This is a genomic window from Sporosarcina sp. BI001-red, assembly GCF_003384035.1.
Classification (GTDB): Bacteria; Bacillota; Bacilli; order Bacillales_A; family Planococcaceae; genus Sporosarcina.
Map to the genome: position 1 here is coordinate 1 of NZ_QQAK01000010.1, position 13,765 is coordinate 13,765.

Below are 13,765 nucleotides of genomic sequence, written 5' to 3' on the forward strand. Positions count from 1 at the left end.
CATGCCCACCCCTCCATGTAAAGTTGCGAGCAGTCGAATCGATGACCGCCAGGTAGAGTTTATAACCATCTGAACTAATGCGCTGAAAACAAATCTAGGAATTTACACAATACTTAGGACTTGACTTATAATCCTTGGGAAGTGCTCATAAAGCTGTGAAAGTGATCATAAATCTTGAGAAGTGCTCATAAAGCTGTGAAAGTGATCATAAACCATGGGAAGTGCTCATAAAGCTGTAAAAGTGATCATAAACCACTACTGAGACAGCAGTAGCTACCGCAGGAGCCCAAATCCAAATGAGATACCTCTCCCAAAACAAGCGAAGCGCACCCAATTAATCCCTAAACTCAGTAGAATGGTTTCTCGTTATCGAGAAACTCCGTGAAGTGACGGAGAAAAGCTAAGAACTGATTGGTAAAGTGCACGCTATGATCGAGAACACGCACCAGGGATGTGTTCACCTCTCCCAAAACAAGCGAAGCGCACCCAATTAATCCCTAAACTCAATTGAATGGTGTCTCGTTATCGAGAAACTCCGTGAAGTGACGGGGAAAAGCTAAGAGCTAAGAGCTGATTGGTAAAGTGCACGCTATAATCGAGAACCCGAACCAAGTATCATCAAACCCGAAACTGATAGAGAACGCACTTCACTCACATTGCTTGAGTATGAAATGGAATAGCCCGCCGCCCTTTCGCATACAGTGAGAGAACAAATGGATTGACGGGAAAGGAAGAGGGTGTGCACGAACAAATTCGGAGACGCTGCGTACGTCTCGGCAACCTGCTCATCGAAACCGGCCTCACTGTGAGAGCGCTCGCAAAAGCGACGGGCTACTCGAAAAGTACAGTACACAAAGATCTGACAGAGCGTCTGCCTAATATAGATGCCCAATTGTCAGAGGAAGTTGCGAAAATCTTGGCCTATCACAAATCGATTCGCCATTTACGAGGCGGGGAAGCGACACGTCAAAAATGGAAAATCGAACAACGAAAACTCAATGAGACAGCAGCAACAGAGACGGACTAGCGACTAACGCAGTCCGTTTTTTCTATGGAAATAGTAAAAACCGAACTACCTGCATTGAAACCGTGGCAAAGCACGGAAAATAGCGATTTTTTATGTTCTTTTTCGGAACACTGTGATAAAATGTTAAGTTAGGAGAACGTGTAATTGTACGAGATAACGCCTGAACGAATGGAAGGGGCAGGGATGAGATGTTTGCGAAAGATATCGGCATTGACCTGGGAACAGCTAATGTTTTAATACATGTAAAAGGAAAAGGGGTTCTACTTAACGAACCATCAGTAGTTGCGGTCGACACGAAAACGCGCGAGATCATGGCGGTTGGAGAAAAAGCGAGACTGATGATTGGACGGACCCCTAGCAATATCCAGGTGATGCGACCATTGAAACACGGTGTCATTGCTGACTTTGACAGCACAGAAGCCATGCTGAAAGGTTTCATTGATCGTCTGAATGTCAAAGGTTGGTTTTCTAAACCGCGTATCTTGATCTGCTGTCCCACTGATGTCACAAGTGTGGAACAAAAAGCTATTAAGGAAGCTGTTCAAAAATCGGGCGGCCGACAAGTATTCCTTGAAGCTGAACCGAAAGTGGCGGCAATCGGAGCAGGAATGGACATATATCAACCTAGCGGAAATATGGTCATTGATATCGGAGGCGGTACAACAGACGTAGCCGTTCTTTCCATGGGAGATATTGTTACATCCGAATCCATTAAGATTGCAGGTAATACGTTCGATCAGGATATTATCCAACATATAAAAAAGAGACATAAGCTATTAATTGGCGAACGCACAGCGGAAGACATCAAAATGACCGTCACTTCCGTTTTTCCGGATAGCCATTTTGAAGAAATGGACATTCGTGGACGGGATATGGTATCTGGACTCCCGCGGACGGTTACAGTCAATTCAACTGAAATTACAAAAGCGATTGAAGAATCCATTGCTTGGGTTCTTCATTCAGCCAAAAATGTCTTAGAAAAAACGCCGCCAGAACTGTCAGCAGACATTATCGACCGAGGCATCATCTTAACGGGTGGCGGTGCGCTTTTACGTGGACTGGACCAACTACTCGCAGAGGAACTAAAAGTACCTGTTTTCATAGCTGATGACCCTCTTGGGTGTGTCGCTAAAGGGACAGGCATTATGCTAGAAAGCTTAGATAAGAAACGAACTCGTTCTTAACGAATTGCCACTGGATCATATGCAACACACCTAAAGAGGAGGCGGGCTTATGTTCCGTGGATTTTATACAGCTGGATCAGGAATGATCGCGCAACAGCGCAGAACAGAACTACTTTCAAACAATATGGCCAATGCGAATACTCCAGGATTCAAGACAGATCAGTCATCGATTCGATCATTTCCTGAGATGTTCTTGTCTAACTTAGAAGCCAACAAAGTACCGGTTCAGAATAGCTTTCAGATGAAAGGCTTAACCCCGATCGGTGCCCTTTCAACAGGAACGTACATGCAAGAAACGATGCCGCTGTTTACCCAAGGACAACTGAGGGAAACTGAACTAACAACAGACGTTGCACTTGTCGATGGGGCACTCCCTGTGAATCCTGAAACGGGCAAACCGGGTGCTGTTTTCTACACACTTGAAGGAACAGACGGTGAACGTGCTTATACGAAAAGTGGAAACTTCGCTTTGAACCCGGAAGGCTACTTGACGACTTCTGCAGGAAACTATGTGCTGGATCAAAACGGCCAGCGTATTCAATTGCCGAACGATGATTTCCAAGTGACAGAAGATGGCATCATTAAATACGGTGAAATGGAAGCCGCCACAATCGGCATCAGCTATGCAGCGAATCCAGAAACGCTTGTAAAACGTGATAATGGACTGTTTTATGCACTGCAAGACTTGCCAAACGCAACCGGTGCACAAGGCGTCAGTTATTCATTCAAACAAGGGTTTATCGAGCAATCGAACGTGGATGCATCGCGAACGATGACAGATATGATGACCGCTTACCGAGCATTCGAAGCCAATCAGAAAGTGTTGCAAGCCTATGACCGTAGTATGGAAAAAGCGGTTTCGGAAATTGGTCGTGTCAATGGATAATCGCAAGCTTCCGATGAGCGAAAGGAGTCAAAACTAATGATCCGTACGATGACAACAGCCGTCAATACGATGAACCAGTTGCAAAATAATCTGGATATCATCAGTAATAATTTATCCAATATAGGTACAAATGGTTATCAATCGAACCAAGCCAGTTTTCAGGAAATGTTGTATCAGCAATTTAACAATGATAAAGCAGATACAGCGCCTCGGCAGTCACCCGAAGGCATCCGATACGGTGTTGGCGCAATGCTTGGTCAAACGCAAATGAACTGGAAAGTTGGAACACTTCAGCAGACAGGACGCAATCTAGACTTCGCACTCACAGAACCGAAAAACTATTTCAACGTGATTATCCAAGGTGCAGATGGTCCAGAAACGGTGTATACACGCCAAGGGAACTTCTACCTTACTCCAGGTCAGGGAAACCAAGTAGCACTCGTTGATGGCGAAGGCAATGCCGTTGCAGACCGTGCTGGAAATGCCATCACGTTCAATGGTCCTGTGGATTCGTTTGAACTGAAGCCAGATGGCACATTGGTTGCCTCGTCAGCAAATGGTGCAGAGCAAACAGCTGAACTGGCGGTTACATTAATTGAGCGTCCCAACTTAATGACGCGACTGTCCTCGACGCAACTCACGCTTCCTGCTAATTTGGAAGAATTGAATGTCACTGAAGCGGATATTTTAACACAAATTACTGGCCCGGATGTCGGCATACAGCAAGGTGCTCTTGAAGGGTCCAATGTTGACTATCAAAAAGAAATGACAGACCTCATCAACGTACAGCGAGCGTATCAATTCAACTCACGCACGGTTTCTATCGCTGATCAGATGCTCGGCCTGGTCAATAATATCCGGTGAGCTAAGTGGGGAGTATTGATATGACAGATGAAAAACGAAATACAAGCATCCCGTCCCATTCGCCTTCAGAGTCGGATCAGCCAGCTGTGAAAACGCGATCGGAAGCAAGAGCGGCACACGCTGCAACGGCTCAATCTGCATCGGACAGCGAACACATTACACGCAGTAAGCGAAAAGTTGAAACAAAACCCGTGAAAAATGAGGAAGTTGTACAAAAAACACGAGGGAAGCGTATTGAGAAAACAGAATCGGAAGAAACAACAGAGGCGAAACCGGTTCGCTGGGTACAAGTCCGTATTCTTCCGATTTATGTACGCGTCATCCTAGTGATTGTGTTGCTCATCGTTGCGTCAGTAGTCGGTGCACTTATTGGATACAGTATCCTCGGTGATGGGACCGCAAGCGGGATCTTCCAAAAAGATACATGGGCTCATATTTTTGATATCATGAGTGGAAAAGAGAAGTGAACGAAAGATTTCAGGGCAACCTAAAAGGAGAATCACTATGCTGACAGCTCAACAAATCCAAGCGATCATTCCGCATCGTTATCCATTCCTATTGGTCGATCGAATTCTTGAACTTGAAGAAGGCGTGCGTGCAGTAGGCACCAAAAACGTAAGCATTAACGAAAACTACTTTAACGGTCACTTCCCGGGTTATCCAGTAATGCCGGGTGTATTGATTGTTGAAGCTTTGGCGCAAGTCGGAGCTGTTGCGATTTTGCAAAAAGAGGAGAACAAAGGCCGTCTTGCATTTTTTGCAGGAATTGATAATTGCCGATTCAAGCGACAAGTCGTTCCTGGTGACGTAATCCGGCTTGAAGTGGTAATCACACGTATGCGTGGTTCCATTGGAAAAGGTAAAGCGACAGCAACGGTAGAAGGTGAAATCGCATGTGAAGCGGAAATCACATTCGCACTTGGCGCTAAAGAGTGATTTTTAGTTAATAGTTGCATCTGATGGAAAAGTCCGCTAAAATTTTACATAGTGTGTTTACACACTTTGGCAAGTGCAAAATTGCATAACAAGCCAATCAAGCATGCAGTTCACATAGCATGTACATCGTGGGAGGTACTAAACGAGAATGTTCAAAAGTCTTTCACCTAATCTAAAGAGCAGCATCACGAGGTCCATTACACAGACCTTTGAACAATACATGACGGAGATCGAATGGGATCCGGAACGCTATGACATGGCACACTTCATGAAGCGTTGGAGCGAGTATATTACAGAAAAAGCACTCTGGTATGAAAAAATACCAGATGACGTCAAATACGCCACTCAATTTCATGAGGAAGTTGCAGTTCGTATCAATGAAGTCATTCAAAAAGTGTTAAGTGAGCCACCTTCTGAAGAACAGATCGCAACAATACAACAAATGCAAGAAGCACTCAATACGCAATATATGTACGAGTGTAAGGCGGAAGCTGCATTCGTCGAAGCTGAGCTCAAAAAACATTACAAAGCATAAAAGAAATCATGGATAGTTCCCTCTTTTCAAGCCAAGCTATGTAGGATAGCTACTTGAAGGGAGGGAATTTTCATGTTGAAGAAAGTATTGCCAGCAGCACTTGTTGCAGGATTCGTATTGGCAGGGTGCGGTAACGCGAACAAAGATGTCCCAGACAAGAACGAAACACCTATGGAAGATGTGGAAAACCACATGGATAACGATCGTGCACGGGACTGGTCTCCGGATACGGAGGGCAATGCGCCTAACGGTACGACGGGTCCAAATCTTGATGGAGTGGATGATGATCGTAACGGTGGAATGAATGATGGCGTCCTGAACAATGATGGCGTCGAAGACAACACACTTGAAGGCGCGGGTTCTGGAGAAGGCGGTACGATGGGAGAAAACAGTACACCAGGCGGCGGTAATAGTGCAGAAACTGGTAACAATGGCGGATCTCCAAAGAAAGATGACAAAGGCATGTCAGACGGAAAATAATGCCTAATAAAAAACCACGGGGTGTACATTCGCCCCGTGGTTTTTCTTTGTTTTCACTTCTTTTTTAACCGAGGACGAGAGCGCATATCGCTTTCAAAACGCTCGAGTAAGGCTTGCCCTTCCAAACCCCGGTCCAACAACTCGCTTAGCAGCTGCTCTGCATATTCTGAACGCTGACGTTTTAATCGTCCTTTCAACAAAACGGAAACACGGTCTCCGATCTCGTGTATGGCATCGACTGCAAGCACAAAGGCGGCAGGTTCGTTCTCGGGATAAGAAATTACTACTTTTGCTTCAACGAGCGCTTCTTCAGCCTTTAACTTTTCAAATCGTTCTTTATGCTCTACATCCAAAAACATCTCTAGTATCCACATACGATGGCTATTCTCTTGGTTAATAATAATACCGTCGTGCATGGGTAAATAATAGGCTACATCGCCAGTGAGCAAACCAAAAGAAATCATTTTAAACGTCTTCATCCCGTCCAAATCCCCCTTTTTCACCCAGTATACCATAGTCGTTTCAATCTCTTTGAAATATGGGCAAAGCCGAGTTATCTACGAAATGACACAATTTAAAAGTAAGGTCCCTTCTATAGTCATCATAGAATTGGCGGAAAACCCTCTACTCCAAACTTCAGGTTCAGCTAGGAAATCACCTCGAAATTCTGAAAATACTCATTTGTCCAATCTAACCCTTATCCGTATGATGAAGGTAATTCAAAGAGAGGAGGGAACTAGGTGAATCATGTGGCACTCGTTGGAAGAATGACCAAAGATCCAGATGTCCGTATGATTGGAGACGGAAGGATGCAAGCGAGTTTTACCCTTGCTGTCAATCGTAGCTTTAAAAACCAGCAAGGTGACATCGATGCAGATTTTATTTTCATTACCATTTGGGGACGAACTGCGGAAAGTACCGTGAAACATTGCGGTAAAGGATCGCTGATTGGTGTAAGTGGACGTATTCAGACACGTTCATATGAGCGTGAAGACAGAACCCGTGCGTTTGTCACACAAGTTGCAGGAGAAGATGTCCGTTTCTTAATCACGAAAAAACCATCTTCCGAGGAACATACAAATGTCCAAACGCAAGTCTCTTCATCCGCATTATCAACTAATTCTGCCGCAGATCATTTTGAATTACCTTCACAAAATCGTGAAAAAGAATCGCTACCTATTTTCTGATGCTTTCAACAGATACATAGGCGTTAGAAAAGGGAACGCTAAGGAGGCATGATAGCACAAAAGAAATAGGTTAAATGTGCGTGCGCTGCCTGTGGAAAGAGCAGCTCGTACAAGTAAACAGGGATAAGAATTGGGGCATGAGGAGTGGGGATTCCTTCTGACCTTAGGTAGTAAGTAGAGCAACCGTTGTTAAATGTGGTCAGGCACAACTAACAACGAAGCAGTACTCAAGAGGAGTGGTGGTTTCAGCCACCAACTAACCGCAATTTTGCTGTCGGATCAGAGGAGACCGCTTCTTACTGATTCGGCTGCGAAATCGCCTAAAAGGGGAGAAGCATATGGAATCTCACAAGAAAATAATACTGCGTATGGAATTACAAATTGGGCAACTGATTCGATTGGTGGCCAATTTGAATGAGCGGCTGGATGCTTTGGAGCAGGAGGAGAGGGATATAGAGATGCACAAAGTCTTACAAGTCAAAAGGATGAGTCGCATTTAGTCAACAATATACATAAAAAAGCCGCAAACCACGATCGTGATTTGCGGATGAAAATTATTGATTAGCCGAATGACAGCAAGTCATCCAATTCTCGCTCTGACAGATCAGTCAGCCACTGGCTAGACTGGATAAGATCCGCAGATAGCGCAGCTTTCTCTTCAAGCATCTTATCAATTTTTTCTTCAATCGTTCCAATCGTCACAAACTTGTGCACGTGAACGAACTTTTCCTGACCAATCCGGTACGCACGGTCTGTCGCTTGGTTTTCAACGGCAGGGTTCCACCATCGATCGGCGTGCAATACATGATTCGCAGCCGTCAAGTTCAACCCAGTACCACCCGCTTTTAGCGATAGGATGAAAATCGGAAATTCACCGGCTTGGAACGCTTCGACTAGATGATCACGCTGGCCCTTTGGCATACTTCCTGTTAGGAAAGGAACTTCAAATCCGTAGAGCTCAGTCAGACATTGTCGAATGAGCTGTCCCATTCCGATATATTGTGTGAAAATCAAGCACTGCTCCCCGTTGCTAGCAATTTCCGCAGCCAATTTCACGATCCGCTCCAATTTGTCAGATCTCGACAACATTTCATCGGCTTGTGTAAAGGGTTCTTTCAAGAACAAAGCAGGGTGATTACACAATTGTTTCAGACGGCTTAACATTTTTAAAATAAGTCCTTTGCGCTCAAAACCTGAAAGTGTCTGCAACTTGAACTTCGTTTCTTCAATGAAGCTCTCGTAAATGGCAGCTTGTTCACTCGTAAGTGGGACATACTCATTTTGCTCGAGTTTCTTCGGTAAATTCAGCTGTAAGTCTGGATCACTCTTCGTTCTTCGCAATAAGAAGGGATGGATTTTTGAACGCAGACGACTTTTCGTCCGTTCGTCATCATCCCGCTCAATCGGAATAATGAAGTCATCCGTAAACTTACGGAAACTACCGAAATAGCCCCGATGGATGAAGTCGAAAATTGCCCATAACTCCGCAAGTCGGTTTTCAATCGGCGTTCCCGTTAACGCGATGTGATGGCCCCCCCGCAGTTTACGAATGGCTCTAGATTGCTTCGTTTGCATGTTTTTAATATTTTGTGCTTCATCCAACGTGATGCTCGCAAATGGAAACTCAATGAGGAATTCGCTATCTTGCGTCGCTGTGCCGTAAGTCGTCAACACGACATCCGGTTTCTCTGCAGCTAAAAATGCGCTGAACTGATCTTCTTTCAAGCGGCCAGGTCCGTAGTGAACTGCCGCTTTCAAAGAGGGTGCAAAACGTTCCAACTCTTTTTGCCAGTTACCAAGTACACTGGTCGGACAAATGATGAGCGACGGAGTGGCGTCTGGTTCGGCGTGTACCTTCAGTAAATAACTAATGAGCTGTACCGTTTTCCCGAGTCCCATATCATCCGCAAGACAAGCTCCGAAATGCTGGTCCCGCATGAACATGAGCCAGTTGAATCCTTCTTGCTGGTAAGGTCGTAACTCGGTTTGTAACTGCTCAGAAACTTGGACAGAAGGTAATCCTTTTTTGTCCATGACTTGATCCACATATTGGCGGAGTGACTGTTGCATCGTAAACGCGAGTAGCGGATCTTCTTCAAACTCATCGTCTTCACTCGGTACAATCTCTTCAGGGAGCTCTTGGAACAGTAGATCTTTCACGGTCCACTCCCCATTATCCGCTTGTTCCATCAATTCTTTAATACGTTTTAACCAAGTCGGATCGATGTGGAACCATTCATCTCCAGTACGGATGAATTCACGGTTTTCATCGACCATTTTTTGGAACGTATCCCGGTCGATTTCATTGCCAGCTAGTGAGAAACTCCAGTCAAACGATAGAACTTCATCCAACCCGGCAGCAGACTTGTACGATTGAACGCCAGCATCTGTGCGGATCTTCATCTTCGTCTCGGTCACAGTCTTCAGCCATGAAGGAAGGAGTACCGCAAGTCCGAACGATTGGAATAACGGTAAATCATGCTGGATGAACATCCGGACTTCTGGATCGCTCATCGGCATATGGAGAAACGTGTTCTCATTCTCCGGTTCAACGGACTGAAGGAAAGAAATCATTTCAGATTGCTGCTCCGTAATCGCGGACGCATAAGGTCTTAGTTTCGCGGGTAGCGCACTTTCGATGGAAGCATTTCGTTTGGATTTTGCTGGCACCCATTGTGTCCCGCGTTCATTCAGAATGACGGTTTCAAGTAACCAGTCTTCCATTCCTTCTGAGTCAGGTTCTGTTAACCGTAGCGCAGGTCGAACTGGAATATCGGTTTTGGTCTCTCCCGGCCATCCGTACGTTTTTAAATGGGGCAACAAAGCAGGCACCATTTCTGCGCGAACACCAAGCGCTTGAAATTTGCTGGCAATCGCTTGTTTGGTTAGGAGAGCGGCAGATTCTGAAATCCCAGCTGCGTCACCTGCAAAGTGGATAACTTGTTCAGCGTCAGGCTCGGTATAGGTCCACAAGTCCTTTGACAGCCACAGTTTCCCTGCTTCTTCAGCTGCTTCCAGTTGCTCTATATCCTTTTCGGTCGCGCCTGTATACTCGACGAAAGGATGACGGTTTCCACTTAATGCTTGTACCCACTCATGAGGATGTAAAATAACTGTGTTGTCTTCAGTAGGCACCGTCAATCCGAACAAGGATGTATCATCGGCAAAGAAGAAGAAGGAGACAAGTCGATCAGCAGGTATGGTGGTTCCATAATCATCTGCAGCTGAAATCGCTAAGTTGCCACGATCTGTAGACTGGATGGTCAGTTGTAACTCGCGTGCGAGTCGATGTGCAGGTCTCATAATTCAAGACTACCCCTCTCCATTTCTTCAATTAAAGCGCGTAGCCGGCGATACTTATCACGCACCGTTCGGATATAACGGTTCCAAAAATCTGTGTGACCACTCTTTTTGCAAGCTGTACGCATACGCTTGAAAAGTTTGACGGCACGACGATAACTGAGACGATTTTTTTCAGCGATGAATTGCTGGGTGTAATCATGCAACAAGGGAAGTGCAGCAGTAGGTTGCTCGGCTAACACGACTTTCAAGTCCCCTTGGTCGACACTGTCATACGGTACGCTGAAGCGGTGTAAAAGTGCCGCCCAATCTGAATAACGTTCACGTTCAATTAGAAACGTGGAGTATCGAGGAATCCCGATACTTCCGTACATGGCAAAGACGGTTTCCCGCTCATCATCAGAAAAGTCACCTTTAGCAAGAAGCGTGTCGATCTCGTGAGCAGCAGCAAGCTGTTCGCTCCGACTCTTCTTTTGGCTGAAATACCCTTCAATAGAAGGGTAAAGACCGCGCGCAATGGAAGCAGCAGTAGGGGCAAGCGCTTCAGCCAGCGCAAATTTTGCAAGCGTCATCCAGCTGCCAAAATCAGGTTGTTCTTCTTCCGCGAGGGCACTTTCAAGCACGTCCCCTCGTCCTTCTATGATTGCGAAATACATGGCAAACAGTTGAGCGTCAGCAGAAGCATCTTGAGCAAGCTGCTGTTTCTCTGCAACACGTTCATTACGGTCATTAAACAACTGTCCCCAAATCGCTTCATAAATGCGGAAACGGTATGGGAACAGACCTAATTGGTGAACACAGACAGAATGGACGAGTTCTTTCAAACGTTTCATGAAGGGGTCCGTTTCAAATAACTTTGGTTTGTTACTGAACGTACCCGCTAGTTTTTCAATATCAGAGATCTGATCATTAAGCCAAGTAGTCACCTGCCACGTCCCATAGGAATGCTGGGATTGACTGGATGAAAGTATAGAAGAGGCGTACTCAAAAGCCGAATCGACTAAGTGAAGACGATAAAATAAGTCGAACAGAGGCTTCCACTCATATTCAAAAGGCATAAGTGGTTTGACGCGATTCTCAATTTCTGCGCATTCGTACGTGAACACAGAAGAGTTAGTTGTTAAGGTGAGTTTACGAAGAGGGGCGGTTACTCGTGTTAAGACGGCATCCCACGCTTCAGGTGTACGCTCGGTAACTTTCAAGGCAAGTTGCTCTTTTTCAGAAGTCCTCCACTCTTGGAACCACTCTGTCAATGAATGGAACTGTGAGTATAAGTCAAAGACGACCGTAAGTTGGTGGACACAACGACCCTTACGACCACACGTGCAACTTAACGTTTGTTCATTAAATGAAAAACGTACAAATTCTGAAGCGTGATCGTTGAGTTGTGCAAGCACTTCTCCGTCATCCTGGGAATAACGGTAAGAAGAGATTGCGCCTCTACGAACAGCAGTAATGGCGTTACGGATGATCTCAGACTGATCCGGATTATCCGGACGAAATGTATAGTGGACATCATTCATCATCTTTTCGATTTCTCGTTCATGCAAATACGAAATACGTTCTGCAGCGACGCGCAAAATAAAACCACTCCCTAGACAAAGCATTCTTTCTATTATACATCAGTTAAGGCACCTTCGTAAAACATCACATGCAGGAAAAGAAAAAACCCTTCATCATTCCTTTTCAGAAAGGGGAAGGGAAGTAGCAGATTGCTCGCTTTTAGCGACTAGACTTTTAAATACTGCAATGTTGGACTTCATTGAATTAAAATAGATGCGACGTTGTTTTGCAGAAAGTGATGCTGCGATGGCGATCATTTCCCGCAATTCGTTACTCTCTTCTAGCAACTGTCGGTGATGCTCGATGAATTTGTCACGATAGTGCTCTCTTATCTCGCCCGTCTTTCCGGCAGATGTAGATATATCTGACCGGACTTCACGTAAAGGTTCACCCATCAGCATCGCGATGAAGTAATCATCTGGAATGTCAAATGTTCGTTTCATTTCAGCGAGCATATCCGGCGTTAAGTCCCGGTCTGTCCGCTCGTAGTTAGAAAGTGCAGAAGAGGAAATGGATAGACGCTCGGCGGCTTCCAACTGTTTGATATCCAGATATTCCTCTCGATACTCCTTGAATTGCTTCCCGAAATTTCGATCTTTTCGATCCATGACCAATCCCCCACTTTTTGTCTTACCGTAAAGGAGAAGGGGATCTATTATGAGGAATCCAACAAAATGTGAAGTGATATTTCAACAATTCGTTGGTTTTGTTAATTAATTAAACAGTATATGTAAAATAATAAGTAGTTTTACATATCTTCAAAATGATATAAAAGATAGTTTCAAATGGATGAAAGGAGTGGGAAGTTATATCTGACCAAATGGTAGTCTACATCCCGGGCTTAAGAAGAATGATGACTGATCTGGCAAGGGTACTTCAGATGAATCTGCACCCTGCAAGTTCGGAAGGAATCATTGACGTAAGAGAGCGTCAGACAATGTATATTATTTCAGCCACTGTAGGTGACTCTTATTTTGACTCGATCACAGTAGACTATGCAAAAAATATAATTAGATTTAACCAAGTAGACCGTTCGAATGCGATTCTAGGAGATGCTGTATTAAAAGCGTTACAAGAATTAGGAATCCAAGAATTCACACCACACAGCATGTCATTTTGCATGATTCCTCCAAATCGTAAGGTAGAATGACGAATCACTGAAATAGCTTCTGTCTCCGTTACATATAGTTAAGAACACCAGGCATTTATCATTCACATATAGAGCTCGGTTGTGATAAACTATAAATAATCGGAATATTCAAATTTGGAGGGGATCCAGATGCTATCAGTGAAACGAATGACTCCATTTTATACGAGTAAAGAAGATTTTCGCCTACGATTAGTGTTTGCGTATCAATATTTTTCAATTCTGAAAGGGCATGAGGTCTTTCAATTTGTACCAATTGAAGGAAAAGAAATCGTCATCAACATGAAAAGCTTACAAGTCGAAAACTTAGGTGAAGTATTCGTCTTTCAGCGAGGCAGCCGGTTCATCCGATTACCGCTGTATCAATTGTTGCTGATTTCTGACTTGCACCATCATTTATCAAGTGTGTTAGAAGGCATCTTCCACTTAGCCCCTGAGTTATCTGAACCGCAAGCGCGTGAAATCGAACAGCTGATTGGAGAATTGGAACTGGAGAACCGTTTGAGAATGATTGACTACGCCTTGGAAAAAAATAATAAACAACTGTTTACTGAACTGACGGAAGGAATGCGCACACCGAATGTACAAACTGAATAGTACCACGTAAAAAACACCTATCCATTTTTGTAGCGATAGGTGTTTTTATTGAGGTTTGG

The 13,765-nt window shown here is 44.6% G+C and carries 16 protein-coding genes; 12 read left to right on the forward strand and 4 right to left on the reverse strand.

Features of this window, described 5'->3' with window-relative positions; translation table 11 throughout:
* Positions 1-739 precede the first annotated feature (739 nt).
* From DVB69_RS04950 to DVB69_RS04985, 8 genes are all read left to right on the forward strand, one after another.
* Positions 740-1,027, forward strand: a complete 288-nt coding sequence (locus DVB69_RS04950; protein WP_116017965.1) for a sporulation transcriptional regulator SpoIIID — start codon at positions 740-742, stop codon at positions 1,025-1,027.
* 188 nt (positions 1,028-1,215) lie between these two features.
* The gene (gene mreB, locus DVB69_RS04955) at positions 1,216-2,211 is read left to right on the forward strand and encodes a rod shape-determining protein MreB (protein WP_116017213.1); all 996 of its coding nucleotides are present in this window, start codon (positions 1,216-1,218) and stop codon (positions 2,209-2,211) included.
* 49 nt (positions 2,212-2,260) lie between these two features.
* Positions 2,261-3,097 (forward strand): flagellar hook-basal body protein, encoded by an 837-nt coding sequence (locus DVB69_RS04960; protein WP_116017215.1) that lies wholly within the window; start codon positions 2,261-2,263, stop codon positions 3,095-3,097.
* Positions 3,098-3,133: 36 nt separating this feature from the next.
* Positions 3,134-3,961 carry a flagellar hook-basal body protein gene (locus DVB69_RS04965; RefSeq protein ID WP_116017217.1) on the forward strand — a complete coding sequence of 276 codons (828 nt, stop codon included), beginning with the start codon at positions 3,134-3,136 and terminating at the stop codon, positions 3,959-3,961.
* Between the two features lie 20 nt (positions 3,962-3,981).
* Positions 3,982-4,428, forward strand: coding sequence for a DNA-directed RNA polymerase subunit beta (locus tag DVB69_RS04970; protein WP_116017219.1), 447 nt, complete (start codon positions 3,982-3,984; stop codon positions 4,426-4,428).
* 37 nt (positions 4,429-4,465) lie between these two features.
* Positions 4,466-4,897, forward strand: coding sequence for a 3-hydroxyacyl-ACP dehydratase FabZ (gene fabZ / locus DVB69_RS04975; protein ID WP_116017221.1), 432 nt, complete (start codon positions 4,466-4,468; stop codon positions 4,895-4,897).
* A 148-nt stretch (positions 4,898-5,045) separates the two neighbouring features.
* Positions 5,046-5,432, forward strand: coding sequence for a hypothetical protein (locus DVB69_RS04980; RefSeq protein ID WP_116017223.1), 387 nt, complete (start codon positions 5,046-5,048; stop codon positions 5,430-5,432).
* 72 nt (positions 5,433-5,504) lie between these two features.
* Complete coding sequence (locus DVB69_RS04985; RefSeq protein ID WP_116017225.1) at positions 5,505-5,912, forward strand: hypothetical protein; 408 nt, start codon at positions 5,505-5,507, stop codon at positions 5,910-5,912.
* Between the two features lie 53 nt (positions 5,913-5,965).
* On the opposite strand, the gene DVB69_RS04990 is transcribed toward DVB69_RS04985, so the two are convergent.
* Positions 5,966-6,391, reverse strand: coding sequence for a YwpF family protein (locus DVB69_RS04990; RefSeq protein ID WP_116017227.1), 426 nt, complete (start codon positions 6,389-6,391; stop codon positions 5,966-5,968).
* A 261-nt stretch (positions 6,392-6,652) separates the two neighbouring features.
* On the opposite strand from DVB69_RS04990, the gene DVB69_RS04995 reads away from it, so the two are divergent.
* Together DVB69_RS04995 and DVB69_RS17515 are read left to right on the forward strand one after the other, a co-directional pair.
* Positions 6,653-7,099 (forward strand): single-stranded DNA-binding protein, encoded by a 447-nt coding sequence (locus DVB69_RS04995; protein ID WP_233505324.1) that lies wholly within the window; start codon positions 6,653-6,655, stop codon positions 7,097-7,099.
* 193 nt (positions 7,100-7,292) lie between these two features.
* Positions 7,293-7,517 carry a hypothetical protein gene (locus tag DVB69_RS17515; protein WP_158541027.1) on the forward strand — a complete coding sequence of 75 codons (225 nt, stop codon included), beginning with the start codon at positions 7,293-7,295 and terminating at the stop codon, positions 7,515-7,517.
* Positions 7,518-7,660: 143 nt separating this feature from the next.
* Here DVB69_RS17515 and DVB69_RS05000 read toward each other — a convergent pair whose 3' ends face one another.
* The 3 genes from DVB69_RS05000 to DVB69_RS05010 all read right to left on the reverse strand — a co-directional run bounded on the left by DVB69_RS05000 (position 7,661) and on the right by DVB69_RS05010 (position 12,570).
* A complete protein-coding gene (locus DVB69_RS05000; protein WP_116017229.1) occupies positions 7,661-10,402 on the reverse strand; it encodes a DEAD/DEAH box helicase in 2,742 nt (913 codons plus the stop codon).
* Entirely contained in the window at positions 10,399-11,979 is a 1,581-nt protein-coding gene (locus DVB69_RS05005; protein WP_116017231.1) for a hypothetical protein, read from the reverse strand. Before DVB69_RS05005 ends, DVB69_RS05000 begins: the two co-directional genes overlap by 4 nt.
* A 96-nt stretch (positions 11,980-12,075) precedes the next feature.
* The gene (locus tag DVB69_RS05010; protein ID WP_116017233.1) at positions 12,076-12,570 is read right to left on the reverse strand and encodes a helix-turn-helix domain-containing protein; all 495 of its coding nucleotides are present in this window, start codon (positions 12,568-12,570) and stop codon (positions 12,076-12,078) included.
* A gap of 242 nt (positions 12,571-12,812) precedes the next feature.
* Between DVB69_RS05010 and DVB69_RS05015 the strand changes: the two genes are divergently transcribed.
* Positions 12,813-13,112: a hypothetical protein gene (locus DVB69_RS05015; RefSeq protein WP_158541028.1), complete on the forward strand. Its 300-nt coding sequence runs from the start codon at positions 12,813-12,815 to the stop codon at positions 13,110-13,112.
* Positions 13,113-13,241: 129 nt separating this feature from the next.
* The gene (locus DVB69_RS05020; RefSeq protein WP_116017237.1) at positions 13,242-13,706 is read left to right on the forward strand and encodes a transcriptional regulator; all 465 of its coding nucleotides are present in this window, start codon (positions 13,242-13,244) and stop codon (positions 13,704-13,706) included.
* The last annotated feature ends 59 nt before the right edge of the window (positions 13,707-13,765 follow it).